The 19,385-nt window shown below is 68.6% G+C and carries 18 protein-coding genes; 10 read left to right on the forward strand and 8 right to left on the reverse strand.

Features of this window, described 5'->3' with window-relative positions:
- Positions 1-1,584, forward strand: a 1,584-nt coding sequence (gene recQ / locus VJ655_RS05210) for a DNA helicase RecQ (RefSeq protein WP_324110004.1), incomplete at its 5' end; no start/stop codon positions are given.
- Positions 1,585-1,630: 46 nt separating this feature from the next.
- Positions 1,631-1,951, forward strand: coding sequence for a hypothetical protein (locus VJ655_RS05215; RefSeq protein WP_324110005.1), 321 nt, complete (start codon positions 1,631-1,633; stop codon positions 1,949-1,951).
- Here VJ655_RS05215 and mmcB read toward each other — a convergent pair whose 3' ends face one another.
- From mmcB to VJ655_RS05230, 3 genes are all read right to left on the reverse strand, one after another.
- The gene (gene mmcB, locus VJ655_RS05220; RefSeq protein WP_324110006.1) at positions 1,952-2,407 is read right to left on the reverse strand and encodes a DNA repair putative endonuclease MmcB; all 456 of its coding nucleotides are present in this window, start codon (positions 2,405-2,407) and stop codon (positions 1,952-1,954) included.
- A 46-nt stretch (positions 2,408-2,453) separates the two neighbouring features.
- Positions 2,454-2,987 (reverse strand): lipocalin family protein, encoded by a 534-nt coding sequence (locus VJ655_RS05225; RefSeq protein ID WP_324110007.1) that lies wholly within the window; start codon positions 2,985-2,987, stop codon positions 2,454-2,456.
- Positions 2,988-3,118: 131 nt separating this feature from the next.
- Positions 3,119-4,246, reverse strand: coding sequence for a ferritin-like domain-containing protein (locus VJ655_RS05230; RefSeq protein WP_324110008.1), 1,128 nt, complete (start codon positions 4,244-4,246; stop codon positions 3,119-3,121).
- 161 nt (positions 4,247-4,407) lie between these two features.
- Between VJ655_RS05230 and VJ655_RS05235 the strand changes: the two genes are divergently transcribed.
- Both VJ655_RS05235 and VJ655_RS05240 read left to right on the forward strand, forming a co-directional pair.
- The gene (locus tag VJ655_RS05235; RefSeq protein ID WP_324110009.1) at positions 4,408-5,106 is read left to right on the forward strand and encodes an NAD-dependent deacylase; all 699 of its coding nucleotides are present in this window, start codon (positions 4,408-4,410) and stop codon (positions 5,104-5,106) included.
- 85 nt (positions 5,107-5,191) lie between these two features.
- The gene (locus VJ655_RS05240; protein ID WP_324110010.1) at positions 5,192-5,674 is read left to right on the forward strand and encodes a GFA family protein; all 483 of its coding nucleotides are present in this window, start codon (positions 5,192-5,194) and stop codon (positions 5,672-5,674) included.
- On the opposite strand, the gene VJ655_RS05245 is transcribed toward VJ655_RS05240, so the two are convergent.
- Positions 5,671-6,090 carry an SWIM zinc finger family protein gene (locus tag VJ655_RS05245; protein WP_324110011.1) on the reverse strand — a complete coding sequence of 140 codons (420 nt, stop codon included), beginning with the start codon at positions 6,088-6,090 and terminating at the stop codon, positions 5,671-5,673. The two genes, VJ655_RS05240 and VJ655_RS05245, sit on opposite strands and share 4 nt — an antisense overlap.
- Complete coding sequence (locus VJ655_RS05250) at positions 6,087-6,488, reverse strand: metallopeptidase family protein (protein WP_324110012.1); 402 nt, start codon at positions 6,486-6,488, stop codon at positions 6,087-6,089. The genes VJ655_RS05245 and VJ655_RS05250 overlap by 4 nt, the downstream gene beginning before the upstream one ends.
- 152 nt (positions 6,489-6,640) lie before the next feature.
- Here VJ655_RS05250 and VJ655_RS05255 point away from each other — a divergent pair, with 152 nt between their 5' ends.
- From VJ655_RS05255 to VJ655_RS05275, 5 genes are all read left to right on the forward strand, one after another.
- Positions 6,641-8,953: an ATP-binding protein gene (locus VJ655_RS05255; RefSeq protein ID WP_324110013.1), complete on the forward strand. Its 2,313-nt coding sequence runs from the start codon at positions 6,641-6,643 to the stop codon at positions 8,951-8,953.
- 99 nt (positions 8,954-9,052) lie between these two features.
- Positions 9,053-10,444, forward strand: a complete 1,392-nt coding sequence (gene ahcY, locus VJ655_RS05260; protein WP_324110014.1) for an adenosylhomocysteinase — start codon at positions 9,053-9,055, stop codon at positions 10,442-10,444.
- 113 nt (positions 10,445-10,557) lie between these two features.
- Positions 10,558-11,406 carry a bifunctional hydroxymethylpyrimidine kinase/phosphomethylpyrimidine kinase gene (locus VJ655_RS05265; protein ID WP_324110022.1) on the forward strand — a complete coding sequence of 283 codons (849 nt, stop codon included), beginning with the start codon at positions 10,558-10,560 and terminating at the stop codon, positions 11,404-11,406.
- A 3-nt stretch (positions 11,407-11,409) separates the two neighbouring features.
- Entirely contained in the window at positions 11,410-12,534 is a 1,125-nt protein-coding gene (locus VJ655_RS05270) for a serine hydrolase domain-containing protein (protein ID WP_324110015.1), read from the forward strand.
- Positions 12,535-12,582: 48 nt separating this feature from the next.
- A complete protein-coding gene (locus VJ655_RS05275) occupies positions 12,583-13,383 on the forward strand; it encodes a transporter (protein WP_324110016.1) in 801 nt (266 codons plus the stop codon).
- Here the strand turns inward: VJ655_RS05275 and VJ655_RS05280 are convergent.
- From VJ655_RS05280 to VJ655_RS05290, 3 genes are all read right to left on the reverse strand, one after another.
- Positions 13,328-14,749 carry an MFS transporter gene (locus VJ655_RS05280; protein WP_324110017.1) on the reverse strand — a complete coding sequence of 474 codons (1,422 nt, stop codon included), beginning with the start codon at positions 14,747-14,749 and terminating at the stop codon, positions 13,328-13,330. The genes VJ655_RS05275 and VJ655_RS05280 overlap by 56 nt on opposite strands.
- Positions 14,750-14,781: 32 nt before the next feature.
- Positions 14,782-15,696 carry an EamA family transporter RarD gene (rarD, locus tag VJ655_RS05285; RefSeq protein WP_324110019.1) on the reverse strand — a complete coding sequence of 305 codons (915 nt, stop codon included), beginning with the start codon at positions 15,694-15,696 and terminating at the stop codon, positions 14,782-14,784.
- Between the two features lie 134 nt (positions 15,697-15,830).
- Complete coding sequence (locus tag VJ655_RS05290) at positions 15,831-16,859, reverse strand: aspartate-semialdehyde dehydrogenase (RefSeq protein WP_324110020.1); 1,029 nt, start codon at positions 16,857-16,859, stop codon at positions 15,831-15,833.
- A 201-nt stretch (positions 16,860-17,060) separates the two neighbouring features.
- Here VJ655_RS05290 and polA point away from each other — a divergent pair.
- Positions 17,061-19,385: DNA polymerase I (gene polA, locus VJ655_RS05295; protein ID WP_324110021.1), on the forward strand; the 2,325-nt coding region annotated here is incomplete at its 3' end.

A 19,385-nucleotide genomic window follows, 5' to 3' on the forward strand; every position in this document is an offset into this window, starting at 1 on the left:
CAGGCGGGCGTGGCGGCCGAGCGGCTGGACAGCAATGTTTCGATGGACGAGCGCTCCGACATCTGGCGGCGCATCGACGCCGGCGAGGTGGACATGCTCTATCTCTCGCCCGAGGGCCTGATGCAGCCGTGGATGCTGGATCGCCTCTCGCGCACGCCTCTGGCCTTGATCGCGGTCGACGAGGCCCACTGCGTCAGCCAGTGGGGTCACGACTTCCGGCCCGAATACCGGATGCTGGGGCGCCTCGCCGAGCTGTTCCCCGCCGTGCCGCGCCTGGCGGTCACCGCCACCGCCGACGCCCGCACCCGCGACGACATCCGGGCCGAGCTGCGCCTGCAGGGCGCGGCCGAGTTCGTCGACAGCTTCGCCCGGCCCGAACTGGCGCTGAGCGCCGAGCGCAAGCGGGGCAAGGGCCATGACCGCGTTGTCGAGCTTGTTCTGGAGCGGCCGGGCCGGGCCGGCGTAGTCTATGCCGGCAGCCGCGACAGCACCGAGAAGCTGGCCGAAAAGCTGAACGCAGAGGGCGTGCCCGCCCTGGCCTATCACGCCGGCCTGGACAAGGCCGTCCGCGCCCGTCGGCTGGAGGACTTCCTGGAGGCCGACGCGGCGGTGATGGTGGCGACGATCGCTTTCGGCATGGGCGTCGACAAGCCCGACGTCCGCTATGTGATCCACGCCGACCCGCCGGCCGCCATCGAAGCCTACTGGCAGGAAGTCGGCCGCGCCGGGCGCGACGGCCAGCCGGCCGAGGGCATCACCCTCTACGGCTCGGCCGACATGGCCTGGGCCGGCCGCCGGATCGAGACTCGCGAGGCGCCCGACGAGGTCAAGCAGGTCCAATCCCGCAAGTTGCGCCAGTTCTACGCCATGCTGGAGGGCGTCACCTGCCGCGCCGCCGCCGTCCGCCGCTATTTCGGCGAGGAAGGCGTGGCCCGCTGCGGGGTCTGCGACGTCTGCGTCTCGCCGCCCAGCGGGATTGACGCCACCGAGGCGGCGCAGAAGGCTCTGTCGGCCGTCCATCGCATGGGCGGGCGCTACGGACGCGGGCGGGTGATCGAGCACCTGATGGGCAAGACCAAGGACATCACGCCCCAGGAGGCCCAGCTGCCGACCTTCGGCATCGGCCGAGAGTTCAGCCAACCAGTCTGGCGCGACCTGTTCGACACCCTGATCTTCGAGGGGCTGCTGCGCGAGGATCCCAACGACGGCCGGCCGCTGATCGGCCTGGGCGACGTCGAGGGCGTGCGCCAGGTCTATCGCGGCGAGCGTCGCGTCGCCCTGCGCCAGATGGCCGAAGCGCCGGAGACCGGCCGAGCCAGCGGGGCGCGCAAGCGCCGCGAGGGCAAGGCCTTGACCATACCGGCCGAGAACCAGGTGCTGTTCGAGGCCCTGCGCTCATGGCGCAAGGAGGCGGCTCAGGCTCAGCACGTGCCACCCTATGTCATCTTCCACGACGCCACCCTGGCCGAGATCGCCGCCGCGCGGCCGGCTTCCCTGGCGGCGCTGGGCAAGGCCGGCGGCGTGGGGCAGGGCAAGCTCGATCGCTATGGCGAGGCGGTTTTGAAGGTGGTGCGGGAGAACTAAAGCCCGCCGTGGGTGTTGGTAGCTGGTCAAGCCGAGGAGTCTCCCCATGACCGACGTCACCAGCTTCACCCCCGACACCTCGTCCGCCGCCGCGGTCGACGGCGCCAAGAAGGCGGCCGCTGAAAAGACCCAGCGCGCCAAGGAAGCCGTCACCAAGGCGGTCCAGTCCGCGCGCGAAACCGCCAGCGAGGTGGCGCAACAGACCCGCACCTTCGCCGCCGAAAAGGCCAAGGTCGGCGCGGCCTGGACGCGCGACAAGGCCCAGGTAGCCCACACCGTCGCCGAGGATCATCCGATCGGCGTGGCGCTCGGCGCCTTCGCCATCGGCCTGGGCGTGGGTTTCCTGATCGCCCGGAACCTGGACTAGCTACAACGCCAGCCGTTCGGCCTGCACGCCCGCCGCACGCAAGGCGGCGAGGCGTGCGAAGGCCAGCGTCAAAGCCTTGCGCCGCGCCGGGGCTAGCGGCGTGAGCGGCGCTTCGCGCACGACCGCGCCGCCAAAGCCGTCGGCGACGATCAGCCCCGGCTCGTCGGGCAATATTCCGTCCGGAAAGCTGGGAGCGACGGCGAAATAGAACGCGTCGCAGAAAGGCGCGTACTCCCCCCATTTCCGGTCGACCCGGAAATCCTCCAGCCCCGACTTCACCTCGACGATCAGCACGTCGCCCTTGGGGCCCAACGCCATCAGGTCAGCGCGGCGGCCGTTCGGCAGCGTGACCTCGGCCAGCGGCGCATAGCCCAGGTCAACCAGCAGCCGCGCCGCGCCGCGCGTCACGGCCAAGGTAGTGTCAGGGCGGCTCTGAAGCTGGATGATCACGTCCATGGGGCGCGATCATGTTCCAGCTTTGTTCGCGGATCAAGCCGCCCGGCTATCCCACCGGCTGCTTCGTCGGACGCAGCATGTTCACGTCGTAGCCTAGCGCCTTGGCCCGCGCCGTCAGCGCCGCGCGGTCGGCGTCCGTGGGAAGCGTCCGCGACAGCAGCCACAGATACTTGCCCGAGCCCTCGCCGACGATCGACCAGCTGTAGTTGTCGGCGTGATCCAGCACCCAGTAGTCGCCGTAGAAGGGGCCGAAGAAGCTGACCTTCAGCTTGGCGTTGGTCTTGGCGTCGACGATCTTGGCCTTGCCCTCGGCGGTCTTGACCGGCCCGTCGACCGCGCCCTGGCGGCAGGTGTTGAGCACTCGGATCAGGCCGTCGGGGCGCCTGGAATATTCGGCGGTGACGCCTTCGCAGCCCTTTTCGAAGCGCATGTCGTAGCGAGCGACCTCGTACCACTTGCCCAGATAGCGTTCGAGTTCGACGGCTTTCGCCGGCTGCGGCGGGTTGGGATTGCCGCTGGGTCCCGACACGCAGGCGCTTAGCGACAGGGCGATGGACAGGGCGAGCAGGGCGGCGCGCATGGAAGCTCCGGACGATTGCCGAGAGGATACGGTCCCCGGCGCTCGGCGGATGGATGCGGGACGCCCAAAACGACGACCGCCCCGCCGGGGTTCCGGCGGGGCGGCGCGCGTCGAACAGGAAGGTGGGATTCCTATTCGGCCGCGATGCTAACCGCGTTGACCGGGCGATCCTTGAAGTTGATGGCCTGCAGGTGGCGGATGCCCTCCTCGGCGATGTCGTCGCCGACCATGCGCTCGCCCTCGCCCTTCAGCTCCTCGAGGTCGACGTACATGGCGTAGAAGGCCTTGGTGCGGTCGGTGATGATGCCGGCGTTGAGCAGCGTCTTGACCAGCACCCGGAAGATGTTGGTCTGTTCCTTCATGTTCTCCCGACGCACGTCATCGGTCATGATCTTCCCGTATTCCTCGACCACCTTGTCAGGGTCCAGGCCGAACTCGGCATAGAGGTCCATCTGCTGGTGCGGGGAGACCAGGTTGAACAGCAGGGTCTGGAAGCAGTGCGCCGCCCAGTCCTCGATGATCGCGTGCTCTTCCGCGCTCAGCTTGGGCACCGTGCGGTCGGCCCAGATCTTCCCGAACTTGTGGTGGAAGGCCTCGTCGGTCATCACCAGCTGCAGCAGCTTCTTGCCGACCGGGTCGTTGATCTGATTGAAGAAGGTGGCGAAGGCGCCCATGGCCAGGCCTTCGACCAGCATCTGCATGCCGATGATCTTCTTGTAGACCTCGGGCGCGCCGATGATCTCGACCAGCAGGCTCTTCAGGGCCGGGCCGCACTCGACCGGCTTGCCCCAGCGGGCCTTGATGTACTTGGCGAAGGCCGTGACGTGCCGGGCTTCCTCGCGCGTCTGGTTGGCGGCGTATTCCTGGGCGCCCTGGTCCTTGAGCACGTGGCACAGGCTGGCCGACAGGTTCAGCGCGCCCTGCTCGCCGTGCAGGATCGACGAGAAGCTGCGCAGCACCGACTGGTTGATGAAGCGGATGCGCTGCTTGGGATCGCTGAGGTGGTTGGAGACGTAGTCGGTCGACAGGGCGATCACGAGATCCTCGGGAACCAGGGCCTGGTTCTCCATGTCGAACGGCTCGTCGAAATCGATATAGGCCTTGTCCAGCGGATCCCAGAAGTGATCGTGGGTCGCCGAGATGATCTTGTCGAACGCGGTCGAGCGGTTGTTGTACCGGTCGAGTTCGAGCATCGCCTCGAAGTCGTCCGGCGCCACCGCGTCGTACATGGCGTCCTTGGTGATGTTCTTGTCCGTCATGGCGGCGCTCCCTAATCGGCCGGTCGACTTCCATCGTGATCGAGGGGCCGTCTTGTGCGGCCTCCGTCGATCTGAACACTGTCAACTCAAGTCTTGACGTGGGTCAAATAAAAAATGACGGCGGCGTCAGGTTTGGGTGTGGGCGAGCGTCGGGAGAGAGAATGAAGATCTTCGTGCTGACCGGAGCCGGGGTGTCGGCCGAAAGCGGCCTGGGCACGTTCCGTGACAAGGACGGGGTGTGGACCCGGTACGATCTCAACGACGTCGCCACGCCCGAGGGCTTCGCGCGCAACCCCGCCCTGGTCCGTGACTTCTACAACGCTCGCCGCGCCAACCTGGCCGGCGCAGCGCCCAACGCCGCCCATCTGGCCCTGGCGCGGCTGGAGGCCGAGCTCACGGCGCGTGGGGGAGAGCTCTATCTTTGTACCCAGAATGTCGACGACCTGCACGAGCGCGCCGGGTCGCTTCGGGTGATCCACATGCACGGCGAGCTGGCCGTGACCCGCTGCAATCACTGTCAGGCGACCTGGTCCGATACGGGCGTGCTGGCCGCCGAGACGGCCTGCCCCGCCTGTGGCCGCGACCAGGGCGCGAGGCCTCATGTCGTCTGGTTTGGGGAAACGCCGCTGTTCATGGACGAGATCGAGGACGCCCTTTCCCGCGCCGACCTCTTTGTATCGATCGGCACCTCTGGTTCGGTCTATCCGGCCGCGGGGTTCGTCACCGAGGCGCGGGCGATGGGGATCGCCGCTTGCGAGATCAATCTGGAGCCTTCGGCCAACGCCTATGTCTTCGACGAGAAGCACTACGGCCCCGCCAGCGAGGTCGTGCCGGCCTGGGTGGAGCGCATGCTGAAATAGCCCTCTTCCTCTCTAGGTGGAGAAGGGGTTCATGACATTTGCTGGCAGTAGCCGGAGTATGGATGGCGGCAAACGGAGCTCTCGCATGCCCAAGCCGCTCAAGCCGCCCGCCGAGGAAGCCGAAGCGGCCTGCGCCTGCGGCGCCGTCCGTCTCGCGATCGGCGTTCCGGCGCGGTGGGCCTTCCACGACCATTCGGCCGCCAACCGGCGGGCCCAGGGGTGCGCCTATGTCACCTATGTCGCCAGCTATCGCAGCCGGTTCCGCTGGCTGGACGGCGAGGCCCTTGTCAGCCGCTACGAGCACGAGGGGACGACGCGCGGCTTCTGTAGCCGCTGTGGGACGCCGCTGTTCATGGAGCGCAAGCGCGCGGCGACCATGATCAACCTGCCCCGCGCCCTGTTCGAGACGCGCACCGGCCGCGAGCCGCGCTACCACACCCATCTCGACCAGGCGCCGGACTGGGCCTATGGCGGCGGCAAGCTGGTCCCGCTGAAGGGCTATCCCGGCGTGATGTGGGAGCGGCCGAAGGCGAGGCCGAAGCGCAAGGCGATCGACGACTTCCTCTAACGCCCTTCCAGCGCCGCCAGCACAGCGGGCTGCAGGCGCGCCAGTTCGACCAGGCGCTCGACCAGGGCTTCGCGGCTGTCCAGGGCCAGGCCGTCGCGCAGGCGCGCCACGCGGTCGCGGACCTTGGATAGGTCGGCGGCGTTGGCGGCGGTGACCACCGCCGCCTGATGCTTGCAGGCGCCGAACTTCTCGAAGCCGGGGCAGGTGCAGGCGCCTTCGCCAGCCGGGGCGCGCAGCGTGACGACGTAGAGCGCGCCGGCGCTGCCGGTGACGTGGGCGGTGACCTTTTCGTCCTCGACAGCCACCAGATCCACTGCGCCCGCCTCGGCCATGGCGACGCCGGTGTCGAACCAGCGCTCGTCCATGCGCTCGCGCCAGGCGTCCGTGTCGAAGAATTGGCTTGGATTGGAGCTCATTCCTCGTCCTCGATGCGGTGGATGTCGTCGTCCGACAGGCCGAAATGATGGCCGATTTCGTGGACCAGCACGTGGGTGATCAGGTCGCCGAGGCTGACGTCGCCGCGGTCGGCCCATTCGTCCAGGATCGGCCGGCGGTAGAGAAACACCCGGGACGGCTGGGTCCCGAAGTCCAGCACCGAGCGCCGACCAAGGTCGACGCCGTGGTAGAGGCCGGTCAGCTCGAAAGGATCCTGCAGGCCCAGAGCGTCGAGAACCTCGTCGTCGGGGAAATCGTCGACGCGGATCACGACCTCGCCGGCCAGCGAACGAAAGCCTTCGGGCAGGGCGTCGAAGGCCGCCCGGCCAAGGGCGGCGAAGTCGTCCAGCGACGGGGCGAGGCGGTCGGACCAAGTCATGAACTCCAAATAGAGCGATTGGCGGACGGCGCCAGCGGCTGTTTCGGTCAAATCGCGACAGAGCGTCACGGCCAGGCTTGATCGCGCTCTGGTCATGGCCGGACTAATCTGGGATTCTGATTCGAAGACCCGCTGGGGTAGCGACGCGCCTGATGACTTCGTATGACCTGATCCTCGCGGCGGCGGCTGGCGCGGTTTGCCTCGCCATTTGCGTCGCCCTGTGGTCGCTGGGCCAGCGGCGAGGCTTCGAGGCGCGCATCGCCGCGCTCAAGGCGCGCCTGACCCTGCAAGGTGGGGGCGAGGCCGAGGCGCCGGCCTGGATCGAAGCCTTCGACTCCGCCGTGCTGGCCGTCGAGGGCGGCCGCGTCAGCCTCGTGGCCGGCGGTGAGGGCCTCGCCGCCTGCGCCCAGGCGTTGGGCGCGCCCGCCGAGGTCGAGGCGGTGGTCACGGCGCTGGGGCAGGCCGATCCCGACCACTCCCACAAGCTGACCGCCCTGTTCGAGCGCGGCGAGCCTTGCCGGTTTGAAGCCCGCGGCAAGGGCGGCTGGGTTTCGGTCGAGGGACGTTCGACTGGCGTCATGGCCTGGCTGCGCCTGGCGCGGGTCAGCGGCGGCGACGCGGGCCTGCCGTCGGCGACGCGGTTCGCGGCTTTCATCGACAGCGTCGTCGAGCCCGCCTGGATCGCTGGGGCCGACGGCCAGGCGGTCTGGGGCAATGAGGCCTTCCTGCGCGCCGTGGGCGCCACCGCGGCTTCGGCCCCGGCGCTGGTCGGCAAGAGCTTCGACCGCGCGGTCGACGCCATGGTGGCCGAGGCCGCCGCCAAGGGCGAGCGCAGCGAGGCGGTGCGCTGGATCAACCTGGAGGGGCGTCGCCGCGCGTTCCGCCTGTCGGCTCAGCCGCTGGAAGGCGGCGGCGTCGGCGTCTTCTGCGCGGACGTGACCGAGATCGAGGACGTCCGCGACGCCTTCAAGAAACACGTCGAGGCCCACGACGAGACCCTGAACCACATCGCCGAGGCCGTGGCGATCTTCAGCGCCACGCGGCGGCTGTCGTTCCACAACACCGCCTTCGCCGAACTCTGGGGACTGGAGCCGGCGTGGCTGGCCGACCGTCCGACCCACGGCGAGATCCTCGACCGCCTGCGCCAGCGTCGCCGGCTGCCCGAGACGATCGACTACGCCGGCTGGAAGTCCGCCGAGCTCGCTCGCTACGAGGACCTGGGCCCGCAGGCCGACGACCTCTGGCATCTGCCCGACGGGCGGACGCTGAAGGTGGTGCGCCAGCCGCACCCGCTGGGGGGCATGCTGCTGATCTATTCCGACATCACCGGCGAGCTGCGCCTGAAAGCCCAGTACAACGCCCTGATTCAGGTGCAGCAGGCGACGCTCGACAAGCTCAACGACGCCGTGGCCGTGTTCGGCTCGGACGGCCGCCTGCGCCTGCACAACGAGGCGTTCGAGACCTTCTGGAACGTGACGCCGCACGCCCTCGAAGCGGCCGGCGATTTCGAGGGCGTGGTCGAGCTTTGCGTGCCGCGTCTGCACGATCTGGCCTTCTGGCGCGAGCTGAAGGGGCGGGTGGCCGACCCCGATCCGCAGATGCGCGCGCCCACCTCGGGCGAGGTGCGCACCTCGGACGGCCGCATCGTCCTCTACCAGAGCCGCCCGCTGCCGGACGGCGCGACCCTGATCGCCTTCGCCGACGTCACCGACACCCGCGAACTGCAAAGCGCCCTGGCCGACCGCTCGGCCGCGCTGGACGAGGCCGAGCGTCTCAAGCGCGACTTCGTCGGCAACGTCTCCTATGAACTGCGCACGCCTCTGACGACGATCATCGGCTATTCCGAACTGCTGGAACGGGCGGACGGCCTTTCGGAGCGCGGCCGCAATCACGTGGCCGCCGTGCGCGCCGCCGCGACCCAACTGGCCCGCTCGATCGACGACGTGCTGGACATGGCCCAGATCGACGCCGGCGAGATGGCGCTGGAGATCCAGGACATCCGGGTCTCGGATCTCCTGATGAACGCCCAGGAGCGCGCCCTGAAGGACGCCCAGCTGGGCGCGGTGACCCTGGCGGTCGAGTGCGAGGAAGACGTCGGCCTGATCCGCGGCGACGCCAAGCGCCTGGCCCAGACCATGGATCACCTGGTCGAGAACGCCTTGCGCCAGACCCCGCCGGGCGGCCGCGTCACCCTCTCGGCCAGGCGCGCCCTGGGCGAGGTCCGCCTGGATGTCACCGACACCGGCCGGGGCGTGCCGTTCCACGTCCAGGCCCACATCTTCGACCGCTTCGTCGGTCGCGATCGCGGCGGTCCGGGCCTGGGCCTAGCCCTGGTCAAGGCGCTGGTTGAGCTGCACGGCGGCTGGGTGGCCTTGGAAAGCGAGCCGGGCGCCGGCTCGACCTTCACCTGCCACCTGCCCGAAACCCAGCAGCCCGGGGCCATGCAGCCCGAGTTGGGGTTCTAGCTTCGGCATCGCATAAAGATATCTTTATGCGTTAATTGCCCGGAAGGCTTAGGCGCTGTATAAGCCGCGCCAAGACATCATCCGACCCAGGAGCCGACCGTGGCCGACTACATCGTCAAGGACATCTCGCTCGCCGATTACGGCCGCAAGGAAATCGCCATCGCCGAGACCGAGATGCCGGGCCTGATGGCCACGCGCGCCGAATACGGTCCGCAGCAGATCCTCAAGGGCGCCCGCATCGCCGGCAGCCTGCACATGACCATCCAGACCGCCGTGCTGATCGAGACGCTGGTCGCTCTCGGCGCGGAAGTCCGCTGGGCCTCGTGCAACATCTTCTCGACCCAGGACCACGCCGCGGCCGCCATCGCCGCCGCCGGCGTACCGGTCTTCGCCTTCAAGGGCGAGAACCTGGTCGAGTACTGGGAATACGCCCACAAGATCTTCGAATGGCACGACGGCGGCTATCCGAACCTGATCCTCGACGACGGCGGCGACGCCACCCTGCTCTGCGTGCTGGGCCCCAAGGCCGAGAAGGATCCCTCGATCCTCGACAACCCGCAGAACGAAGAGGAAGAAGCCCTCTACGCCGTGATGAAGAAGTACCTGGCCGAGAAGCCGGGCTTCTACTCGGCCATCCGTTCGGCCATCGGCGGCGTCTCGGAAGAGACCACCACGGGCGTCCACCGTCTGTACCAGATGGCCCAGAAAGGCGAGCTGCCGTTCCCGGCCATCAACGTCAACGACAGCGTCACCAAGTCCAAGTTCGACAATCTGTACGGCTGCCGTGAATCGCTGGTCGACGCCATCCGTCGCGGCACCGACGTCATGCTGTCGGGCAAGGTCGCGGTGGTCTGCGGCTACGGCGACGTGGGCAAGGGCTCGGCCGCTTCGCTGCGTCAAGGCGGCGCCCGCGTGATCGTCACCGAGATCGACCCGATCTGCGCCCTGCAGGCGGCGATGGAAGGCTACGAGGTCCAGACCCTGAACGACGTCGCCGACAAGGCCGACATCTTCGTGACGGCGACGGGCAATAAGGACGTCATCACCGTCGAAGACATGCGGAAGATGAAAAACAACGCCATCGTCTGCAACATCGGCCACTTCGACTCGGAAATTCAGATCGCCGGCCTGCGCAACTTCAAGTGGGACGAGATCAAGCCGCAGGTCCACCATGTGGAATTCCCGGACGGCAAGAAGCTGATCGTGCTGTCGGAAGGGCGCCTCGTGAACCTGGGCAACGCCACCGGCCACCCCTCCTTCGTGATGTCGGCCTCGTTCACCAACCAGACCCTGGCCCAGATCGAGCTGTGGACCAACAAGGCCAAGTACGAGAACCAAGTCTACACCCTGCCCAAGCACCTGGACGAGAAGGTCGCCTTCCTGCACCTGGAAAAGCTGGGCGCGAAGCTGACCAAGCTGCGCAAGGATCAGGCCGACTATATCGGCGTGCCGGACGCTGGCCCGTTCAAGCCGGACCACTACCGCTACTAAGGCGCTCGCGCCTTTGGCTTTCGGAGGGCTCGTCGCTCGCGCGGCGGGCCCTTCTGCTTTTCCGGGCCTTGGACGCCTGTTCAAGGTCGCGGGGCTCGGCTAATCGCTTGGTCATGCCGCTCGCCCTGATCCTTTCCAGCCACGTCGCCGGCAGCCAGGTTGGCGCGACCGCCCAGGCCGCGGCGCTGGCGCCGTTCGGGATCGACGCCATGGTCGTGCCGACCGTGCTGTTCGGCCGCCATCCGGGCTGGGGCGCGCCCGGCGGGGCGGCGACGCCAATCGAGATCTTCGAGGGCATGCTCGAGGGGATCGCGGCCAACGGGCTGCTTGGTCTGACCGATCTCGTGGTCACCGGCTATTTCGCCAGTCCCGCCCAGGTCGAGGCGGCCGCGCGCGCCATCGACACCGTCCGCGCCGCGCCGCGCCAGGGCGCTTTCGCGACCGCGCCGACCGTGATCGTCGATCCGACCATGGGCGACGAGGGCAAGGGACTGTATGTCCCGCCCGCGACCGCCGAAGCGATCGTCGCCGAACTGATCCCCCGCGCCGACCTCGTGGCCTGCAACGCCTGGGAGCTGCAATGGCTGACGCAGGCGGACGCCCGCGACCCGATGGCGGCGACGGGCGCCGCGCGGGGGTTGGGCAAGGCAACCCTGGTCTCGTCCGTCCGGCGCGGTGACGAGATCGGCGCCGTCCTGGCCGACGAAAGCCAGGCTTGGCTGGCGCTTCACGCCGAGGCCGATCGCGCGCCGAACGGCACGGGCGATCTGCTGACCGCGCTCTACGCCGCCGCTCTGGTCGAGGGGCAAACCCCTTCTCACGGCCTAGCTCGCGCGGTCGGCGGCGTCGCCGAGACCGTGGCCGCCGCCAAGCTCTGGAACGCGCCCGAGCTGCCGATCGTGGCCATGGGCGCGCGCCTCAAGCAAACCTCTCCCTCTGTCCGCATCGAACGGCTGGCTTAAGACATGACCAAGATCACCGGCCTCTGCCCCGAGCGCTTCGCCCGCGTCCGCGACGCCTTCGAGGCGAACTTCGAGAACAACGGCGAACTGGGCGCGCGTTTCGCCTTCGCCATCGACGGCGAGATCGTGGTCGACCTGATGGGCGGCTACGCCGACCGCAAGCGCGAGACCCCCTTCGGCCCCGACACCCTGACGGCCCTGTTCTCGACCACCAAGGCCGTGGCCGCCTTCCTGATCGCGCGCCTGGTCGACGAGGGGCGTCTGGCCTACGACCAGCGCGTGGCCGACGTCTGGCCCGAGTTCGCTCAAGCCGGCAAGCAGGACGTCACCGTCGAGCAGGCCCTGTCGCACCAGGCGGGCCTGTCGGGCTTTCCGGACGAGACCGACCCGGCCATCTGGTTCGACTGGGACGCCACCTGCGCCAAGCTGGCGGCCATGGCCCCGCTGTTCCCGATCGGCTCGGCCAGTGGCTATCACCCGGTGACCTACGGCTACCTCGCCGGCGAGATCTTCCGCCGGGTCGATGGCCGCACCATGGGGACGGCCCTGCGCGAGGATATCGCCGCCCCCCTGGGCCTGGACCTCTGGATCGGCCTGCCTGACAGCGAGCACGACCGCGTCGCCGAACTGATGCGACCGACCGCCCTGCCGACGTTCGGCGAGATCAACGCCGCGGTGACCGCCGCCTTCCTCAAGCCCTGGTCCTCGCCCGGTGGCAAGGGCGCGGCCGAGTGGCGGCGGGTCGAGATCCCCTCGGCCAACGGCCACGCCACGGCACCGGCCCTGGCGCGGCTGATGGGCGCCCTGGCCAGCGGCGGGACCCTGGACGGCCGCTCACTGATCACCCCGGCCGGGATCGCGGCGGCCAGCGCCGAGCGTATCGTCGGCCAGGACCTGGTCCTGCCCTATGTGATCAGCTGGGGCGCGGGCTTCATGCGCAACACGCCCAACTTCTTCTACGGCCCGACGGCCGAGGCGTTCGGCCATTCGGGCTGGGGCGGCTCGTGCGCCTTCGCCGATCCGACGCGCGGGGTGTCCGGGGCCTATGTGATGAACAAGCAGGGCGTGGCCCTGATCGGCGATCCGCGCGCGGTGCGCCTGATCGAGGCGGCCTACGCGTCGCTTTAGAGGGTGTTGAGACCTGGGCTGTAGCGTCCTTCCGCAAAGGAGAGACGCATGGCCTCGATCCGCATCGCCACGCTGGCTCTGGCCGCCGCCCTTCTGGCCGGCGCCGCCCAGGCGCAGGAGCGCGACTTCTGCCCCGACCGCCCCGGCAAGGGCTCGCCGCCGTGCGTGCTGGACAAGGGGCGTTTCCAGGTCGAGGTCAGCGGCGTTGACGCGACGCTGGGCAGGAGCGACGGCGTCTCGACCCACGACCTGGCCTATGGCGGGCTGGAGCTGCGGCTGGGCCTGGCGTCGGCGGTCGAAGGGCAATTGAGCTGGACGCCCTACGAGCGGGTGCGAACCAGGGACCACGGCGTCACCTCCGTCGTCTCGGGCGCCGGCGACCTGGGGCTGGCCCTGCGGTGGTCGCTGAAGAACCCGGCCGGCGACGGCCTTTCGATCGCGGCGCAGCCGTTCGTCGTCGCGCCGACCGGGGCGGATGGGATCGGCGGCGACGCCTGGCAGGGCGGGGTGATCGTCCCGGTCTCGGTACCCCTCGACGCCGACTGGTCGCTGAGCCTGTCGCCCGAGATCGACGCCCGGCCCGACGCCGACGGCTCTGGTCGCCACGCCGGCTACGCCCTGGCTGGCGGCGTCGGCCGCATGGTCGGTCCGGTGAACCTGGGCGCGGAGCTTTGGGTCGATGTCGACGACGATCCGTCGGCCCGCGTGACCAAGGCCAGCTTCGATGTGACGGCCGCCTGGACGCCCAAGCGCCTAAAGGATGTCCAGCTGGACGCCTCGGCCTATGTCGGCCTCAACCGCCGGACCCCGGACGTGCAGCTGGTGGTCGGCCTCGCTCACCGCTTCTAGGCGTATCGGTTCTGATGGTCGCCGCGCCGATCAGGCCCGCCGCGATCGCCGCCGCGGCGCTGATCGCCATCACCCACGGATAGCCGCCCCGTCCGGGCGTGAAATAGACGAGCCCCAGCACTGCTACGGCCAGCAGTCCGGCGATCCGCGCCACGGCGTTGTTGATCCCCGAGGCCACGCCAGCGTGACTGGACGGAACCGCCGCCATGACCGTGTTGGTCAAGGGCGCGACGCTGATCGTCATGCCCAGGGCCAGGATCATCAGGCCCGGCAGCACGCCGGTCCAGAACCCGCCGGCGATCCAGGGGCCGCCCAGCAGGCCAAAGCCGATCCCGGCGGTGATCGGACCGATGGTCAGCATGGCCCGCGCCCCGATCCGGTTGGCCAGGCGGCCCGCGACGCCGGACAGGGTCCCCATCACCAACGACAGCGGCAGCAGGGTGGCCCCAGCCTGCGCGGCCTTGTAGCCGTGCCGGGCGATCAGCTCGTAGGGCAGGAAGAACAGCGCGCCGGTCAGGCCGAAATAGAGGGTCAGGGTCAGGAGGTTGGCGCCGCTGAAGGTTGGCGAGCGGTAGAGCGACAGCGGCATCATCGGGTGCGCCTCGCGCGCCTGCGAGATCACGAATCCGATGAGGATCGCAACGCCCGCGACGAGCGCGGTCCAGACGGCGAGGCTGGCCCAGCCGCGCTCGCCCGCCGCGGTCAGGCCCCAGGTCAGGGCGCCCAGACCGGCGGCGGCCAGGATCGCGCCGCGCCAGTCCAAGTGCTTAACCTCGGGATCGCGGCTCTCGGGGACGGCCTTCAACGTCAGCCAGACGGTGGCGGCGGCGATCGGCAGGTTGATCAGGAAGATGGCGCGCCACGACACCGCGTCGACCAGCCAGCCGCCCAGCACCGGGCCGATGGCGGCGGTCACCGCGCCGAAGCCGGCCCAGGCGCCGATCATAGGTCCGCGCCGTTCGGCCTCGAACGCCGCGCCCAGGATAGCCAGGCTGGCCGGCACGACCAGAGCGGCCGCGAGGCCCTGCAGGGCGCGGGCGGCGATCAGGAAACCGATCCCGGGCGCGACGGCGCAGGCTAGCGAGGCCAGGGCGAATAGGGCGACGCCGATCGCAAACACCTTGCGCCGTCCATAGCGGTCGCCGGCCGAGCCGCCGATCAGCACCAGGGCGCCGAGCAGCAGCAGATAGGCGTTGACGATCCACTGGATCTGCTCGGGCCGGGCGGCGAGCGCCTGGCGGATCGCCGGCAGGGCGACATTGACCACCGAGCCGTCGATGAAGGCCAGGCTGGAGCCCAGCACCGTCGCGGCCAGGATCAGTCGGCCGCGACCGCGCGAGATCGTCTCGTCGTCCGAAGGCGTCATGGGGCGACCATGACCCTTCGCGCGGCGCCTGGCTAGGCGGCCGCCAGGACCCGGGTCCGCTTCCACGCGCCATAGGCGAACGTCGCCACGCCCAGCCAGATGAACACGAAGGACAAGGCCCGCAGCGGGGTGAACGGCTCGCCCAGAGCCACACCCAGCAGGAACTGCAGCGTCGGGGCGATGAACTGCAGGAAACCGACCGCCGACAGCGGCAGGCGGCGGGCGGACCAGGCGAACAGGGCCAGCGGGACGACGGTCGCCGGGCCCGCGAGAGCGAGGAGAGCGGTGACCCCGGTGCTGCTTCCGAAATGTCCCTGGCCGGTCGATTGCAGGTGCAGCACGTAGATCAGGCCCGGCAGCGCCAGATAGGCGCACTCGATGAAGAGGCCCGTCTGGGCGTCGGCCTTCACCTGCTTTCGCAGGATGGCATAGAGGCAGAAGCTCACCGCCAGGCCCAGCGAGACCACCGGCAGGTGTCCCAGGGCGATGGTCTGGATCGCCACGCCGACGATGGCGAAGCCGATGGCGATCTTGCCCTCGCCCGACATCCGCTCGCGAAACAGCAGGGCGCCCGCGGCCATGTTCATCAGAGGATTGATGTAATAGCCGAGACTGGCTTCGATCACGTGGCCGGCGTTGACGGCGAAGACGTAGATCGTCCAGTTGGCGAAGATCGCCAAGGTCGAGAGCGCCAGGATTCCCAGGGTGCGCGGCTGGCGCAGCACCTGGGCCACCTGGCCGCCCTGCCGGGCCAGCAGAACCAGGCCGCCGGCCCACAGCACCGACCACAGGGTGCGGTGCGCGATCATCTCCCAGGAACCGACGCCCAGGGTCGATAGCAGGTGGAAATAGAGGGGCAGGAACCCCCAGAGCGAATAGCAGGCTACGCCGGCGATATACGCGGACCGGCCTTCGGCCGATGAACTGGCCAGGGGACTGGGAGGCATGAACCAAACCTTTCGGGAGCTTCTCGCAGATAGGAAGCCCGTCGGCCGCCCGCATCTTGCGGAGGTCTGGAAACTTGGCCTTGGCCGGTTCCGTCGTCCTCCGCCCGCTGGCGGAGGACGACGGGAAGTCGTCTTTAAGCCGGGGTCTTCTGCTTGATCAGGCCCTTGTCGTGAAGAAGCTGGGCGATCTGCACGGCGTTCAAAGCCGCGCCCTTGCGCAGGTTGTCGGAGACGCACCAGAACACCAGGCCGTTCTCGACGGTCGGGTCCTTGCGGATGCGCGAGACATAGACCGGGAACTCGCCCTGGCTTTCCTTGGGCGTGATGTAGCCGCCGTCCTCGCGCTTATCGACGACGACCACGCCGTCGCTGTCGCGCAGGATTTCGCGGGCCTCGTCCTCGTCCAGCGGGGTCTCGAACTCGACGTTCACCGCCTCGGAGTGGCCGACCATGACCGGCACGCGCACGCAGGTGGCGACCAGCTGGATGTTCGGATCCAGGATCTTCTGGGTCTCGACGGCCATCTTCCACTCTTCCTTGGTGAAGCCGTCGTCCATGAAGACGTCGATGTGGGGGATGACGTTGAAGGCGATCTGCTTGGTGAATTTCTTGGGCGGTGGGGCGCCCAGGACGTAGACGCCCTTGGTCTGGTCCCACAGCTCGTCCATGCCTTCCTTGCCCGCGCCGGAGACCGACTGGTAGGTCGAGACGACCACGCGCTTGATCTTGGCCTCGTCGTGCAGCGGCTTCAGCGCCACGACCAACTGGGCCGTCGAGCAATTGGGATTGGCGATGATGTTCTTGGGGATGTTGTTGACCGCGTCCGGGTTCACTTCCGGCACGACCAGCGGCACGTCCGGGTCCATCCGGAAATGGCTGGAATTGTCGATGACGATCGGACCGGCCGCGCCGATTTTCTCGCCCCAGGCCTTGGAGATCGCGCCGCCGGCGCTCATCAGCACGATGTCCACGGTCGAGAAGTCGAACTGCTCCAAGTCCTCGCACTTGAGGATCTGATTGCCGAACGAGATCTCGACGCCGATGGATTTGCGGCTGGCGATGGCGTGCATCTTGTCCACGGGGAATTTCACTTCCTCGAGGATGTTGAACATCTCGCGGCCCACATTGCCCGTGGCGCCGACCACGGCGACCCGGTAACCCATCGCGCTCTCCTGAAGACAATTTGCCCGCGTAGCTCGCGGAGCGGCGTTCCGTTACGCCTCATGCCCGGCGGGCGCAAGGCGAGGGTTTCTGGGGTGGGCGACAGTTCCTTGCAATAGACGACATGAGAGCGCTTCTGGCGATCCGCCAGGCTCCTCGCCAGAGGGTTCCCGACACGCGTCCGGCCCCCTATGTTCGCGGCCATGACCGACGTCGCCTCCGAGTCCCCGCCCGCCTCCCACCTGACCCAGGACGGTCCCGCCATCCGGCTGTTCCTGGTCGACGGCTCGGCCTATCTGTTCCGCGCCTATCACGCCCTGCCGCCGCTGACGCGCAAGAGCGATGGTCTGCCGGTCGGCGCCGTCCAGGGCTTCTGCAACATGCTGTGGAAGCTGATGCGCGACATGCAGGGCGACACGCCCACCCACCTGGCGGTGATCTGGGACCATTCGGAAAAGACGTTCCGCAACACGCTCTACGATCAGTACAAGGCCCACCGCCCGCCGCCGCCCGAGGACCTGATCCCGCAGTTCCCGCTGGTGCGCGAGGCCACGCTGGCGTTCGGCGTGCCGGCCATCGAGCTGGCCGGCTATGAAGCCGACGACCTGATCGCCGCCTATGCCTGCAAGGCTCGCGAGGTCGGCGGCGAGGCGATCATCGTCTCGTCCGACAAGGACCTGATGCAGCTGGTCGGCGACGGCGTGTCGATGTTCGACCCGATGAAGAACGTCCGCATCGAGCGCGAGCAGGTGTTCGAGAAGTTCGGCGTCTATCCCGAGCGGGTCGTGGACGTTCAGGCCCTGTGCGGCGACAGCGTCGACAACGTGCCGGGCGCGCCGGGCATCGGGATCAAGACCGCCGCCCAGCTGATCACCGAATACGGCGACCTGGACACGCTTCTTGAGCGCGCCGGCGAGATCAAGCAGCCCAAGCGCCGCGAGACCCTGATCGCCTTCGCCGACCAGATCCGCCTGTCGCGGGCGCTGGTGAAGCTGGACTGCGACACGCCGCTGCCCGAGCCGCTGGATGACCTGAAGGTGCGCGAGCCGGACAAGGAGGTCCTGGCGGCTTTCCTCGAGCAGATGGAATTCCGGTCGCTGGCCCGCCGCGTGGGCGACGGCTCGGCCGCCGCCGCGCCGGGCACGCTCGACCGTCCGGTCGCCCCGCCCAAGGCCCCGGTATCGACCGTGTCGTACATGGGCGCGGCCGCCCGCGCCGCCGCTCAGCCAGTGGCCGAGCCGGTGACGATCGATCACGCGGCCTATGCCTGCGTGCGCGACATCGAGACCCTGAAGGCCTGGGTCGACAAGGCCGCGGCCAAGGGCGTGGTGGCGTTCGACACCGAGACCGACGCCCTGTCTTCCGCGACCGCCGGTCTGTGCGGCGTGTCCCTGGCCATCGCCCCGGGCGAGGCCTGCTATATCCCCGTCGGCCACTGCGAGAAGGAGGGGCTGGCGCTGGAGGCGGCCGCCGATCTCGTCCAGATCCCGCTGGCCGACGTGATCGCGACCCTGAAGCCGCTGCTGGAGGATCCGGCGGTGCTGAAGGTGGCCCAGAACGCCAAGTACGACATCGCCGTCCTGTCGCGGCACGGGATCCAGGTCGCGCCGATCGAGGACACCATGCTGATCAGCTACGTGCTGGAAGCGGGTTTGCACGGCCACGGCATGGACGAGCTTTCGGAGCTTTGGCTGGGCCACAAGCCGATCCCGTTCAAGCAGGTGGCCGGGACTGGCAAGTCTCAGATCAGCTTCAAGCACGTGGCCCTGGCCGAGGCGACCGCCTATGCCGCCGAGGACGCCGACGTCACCCTGCGGCTCTATGAGGTCCTCAAGCCGCGCCTGGCGCGCGAGGGCCTGCTGACAGTCTACGAGACGCTGGAACGGCCGTTGCCGGCGGTGCTGGCGATGATGGAGAACAATGGGGTCAAGGTGGATCCGGAGGCCCTGCGCCGCCTCTCCAACGAGTTCTCGCTGCGCATGGCGCAGTTCGAGGCGCGGGCCACCGAACTGGTCGGCCGCCCCTTCAACCTGGGCAGCCCCAAACAGATCGGCGACGTGCTGTTCGGCGAGATGCAGATGAAGGGCGGCAAGAAGACCGCCACCGGCCAGTGGTCGACTGACAGCGATGTTCTGGAGAGCCTGGCCCTCGAACATGAACTGCCGCGCGTCCTTCTGGACTGGCGCCAGCTGAGCAAGCTGAAGGGCACCTACACCGAGAACCTGGTCGCGGCGATCGCGCCGGGCACGGGCCGGGTGCACACCTCCTACGCCCTGGCCGCGACCACGACGGGACGGCTGTCGTCGTCCGATCCCAACCTGCAGAACATCCCGGTCCGCACCGAGGAAGGCCGCAAGATCCGCAAGGCGTTTATCGCGCCGCCGGGCAAGGTGCTGATCAGCGCCGACTACAGCCAGATCGAGCTGCGCCTGCTGGCCCACATCGGCGACATTCCTCAGCTGAAGAAGGCGTTCCAGGAGAGTCTGGACATCCACGCCATGACGGCCTCGGAGATGTTCGACACGCCG

It is taken from the genome of Caulobacter sp. (assembly GCF_035254145.1).
Taxonomy (GTDB): domain Bacteria; phylum Pseudomonadota; class Alphaproteobacteria; order Caulobacterales; family Caulobacteraceae; genus Caulobacter.

Bases quoted from the DNA above. Each gene is read 5' to 3' on its own strand.
- rarD (WP_324110019.1), bottom strand. From the start codon at position 15,696: ATGCCTCCCAGTCCCCTGGCCAGTTCATCGGCCGAAGGCCGGTCCGCG.
- VJ655_RS05270 (WP_324110015.1), top strand. From the start codon at position 11,410: ATGACCAAGATCACCGGCCTCTGCCCCGAGCGCTTCGCCCGCGTCCGC.
- VJ655_RS05230 (WP_324110008.1), bottom strand. From the start codon at position 4,246: ATGACGGACAAGAACATCACCAAGGACGCCATGTACGACGCGGTGGCG.
- VJ655_RS05255 (WP_324110013.1), top strand. From the start codon at position 6,641: ATGACTTCGTATGACCTGATCCTCGCGGCGGCGGCTGGCGCGGTTTGC.
- VJ655_RS05240 (WP_324110010.1), top strand. From the start codon at position 5,192: ATGCCCAAGCCGCTCAAGCCGCCCGCCGAGGAAGCCGAAGCGGCCTGC.
- VJ655_RS05280 (WP_324110017.1), bottom strand. From the start codon at position 14,749: ATGACGCCTTCGGACGACGAGACGATCTCGCGCGGTCGCGGCCGACTG.
- VJ655_RS05245 (WP_324110011.1), bottom strand. From the start codon at position 6,090: ATGAGCTCCAATCCAAGCCAATTCTTCGACACGGACGCCTGGCGCGAG.
- mmcB (WP_324110006.1), bottom strand. From the start codon at position 2,407: ATGGACGTGATCATCCAGCTTCAGAGCCGCCCTGACACTACCTTGGCC.
- VJ655_RS05290 (WP_324110020.1), bottom strand. From the start codon at position 16,859: ATGGGTTACCGGGTCGCCGTGGTCGGCGCCACGGGCAATGTGGGCCGC.
- VJ655_RS05215 (WP_324110005.1), top strand. From the start codon at position 1,631: ATGACCGACGTCACCAGCTTCACCCCCGACACCTCGTCCGCCGCCGCG.
- VJ655_RS05225 (WP_324110007.1), bottom strand. From the start codon at position 2,987: ATGCGCGCCGCCCTGCTCGCCCTGTCCATCGCCCTGTCGCTAAGCGCC.
- VJ655_RS05250 (WP_324110012.1), bottom strand. From the start codon at position 6,488: ATGACTTGGTCCGACCGCCTCGCCCCGTCGCTGGACGACTTCGCCGCC.
- VJ655_RS05235 (WP_324110009.1), top strand. From the start codon at position 4,408: ATGAAGATCTTCGTGCTGACCGGAGCCGGGGTGTCGGCCGAAAGCGGC.
- VJ655_RS05275 (WP_324110016.1), top strand. From the start codon at position 12,583: ATGGCCTCGATCCGCATCGCCACGCTGGCTCTGGCCGCCGCCCTTCTG.
- VJ655_RS05265 (WP_324110022.1), top strand. From the start codon at position 10,558: ATGCCGCTCGCCCTGATCCTTTCCAGCCACGTCGCCGGCAGCCAGGTT.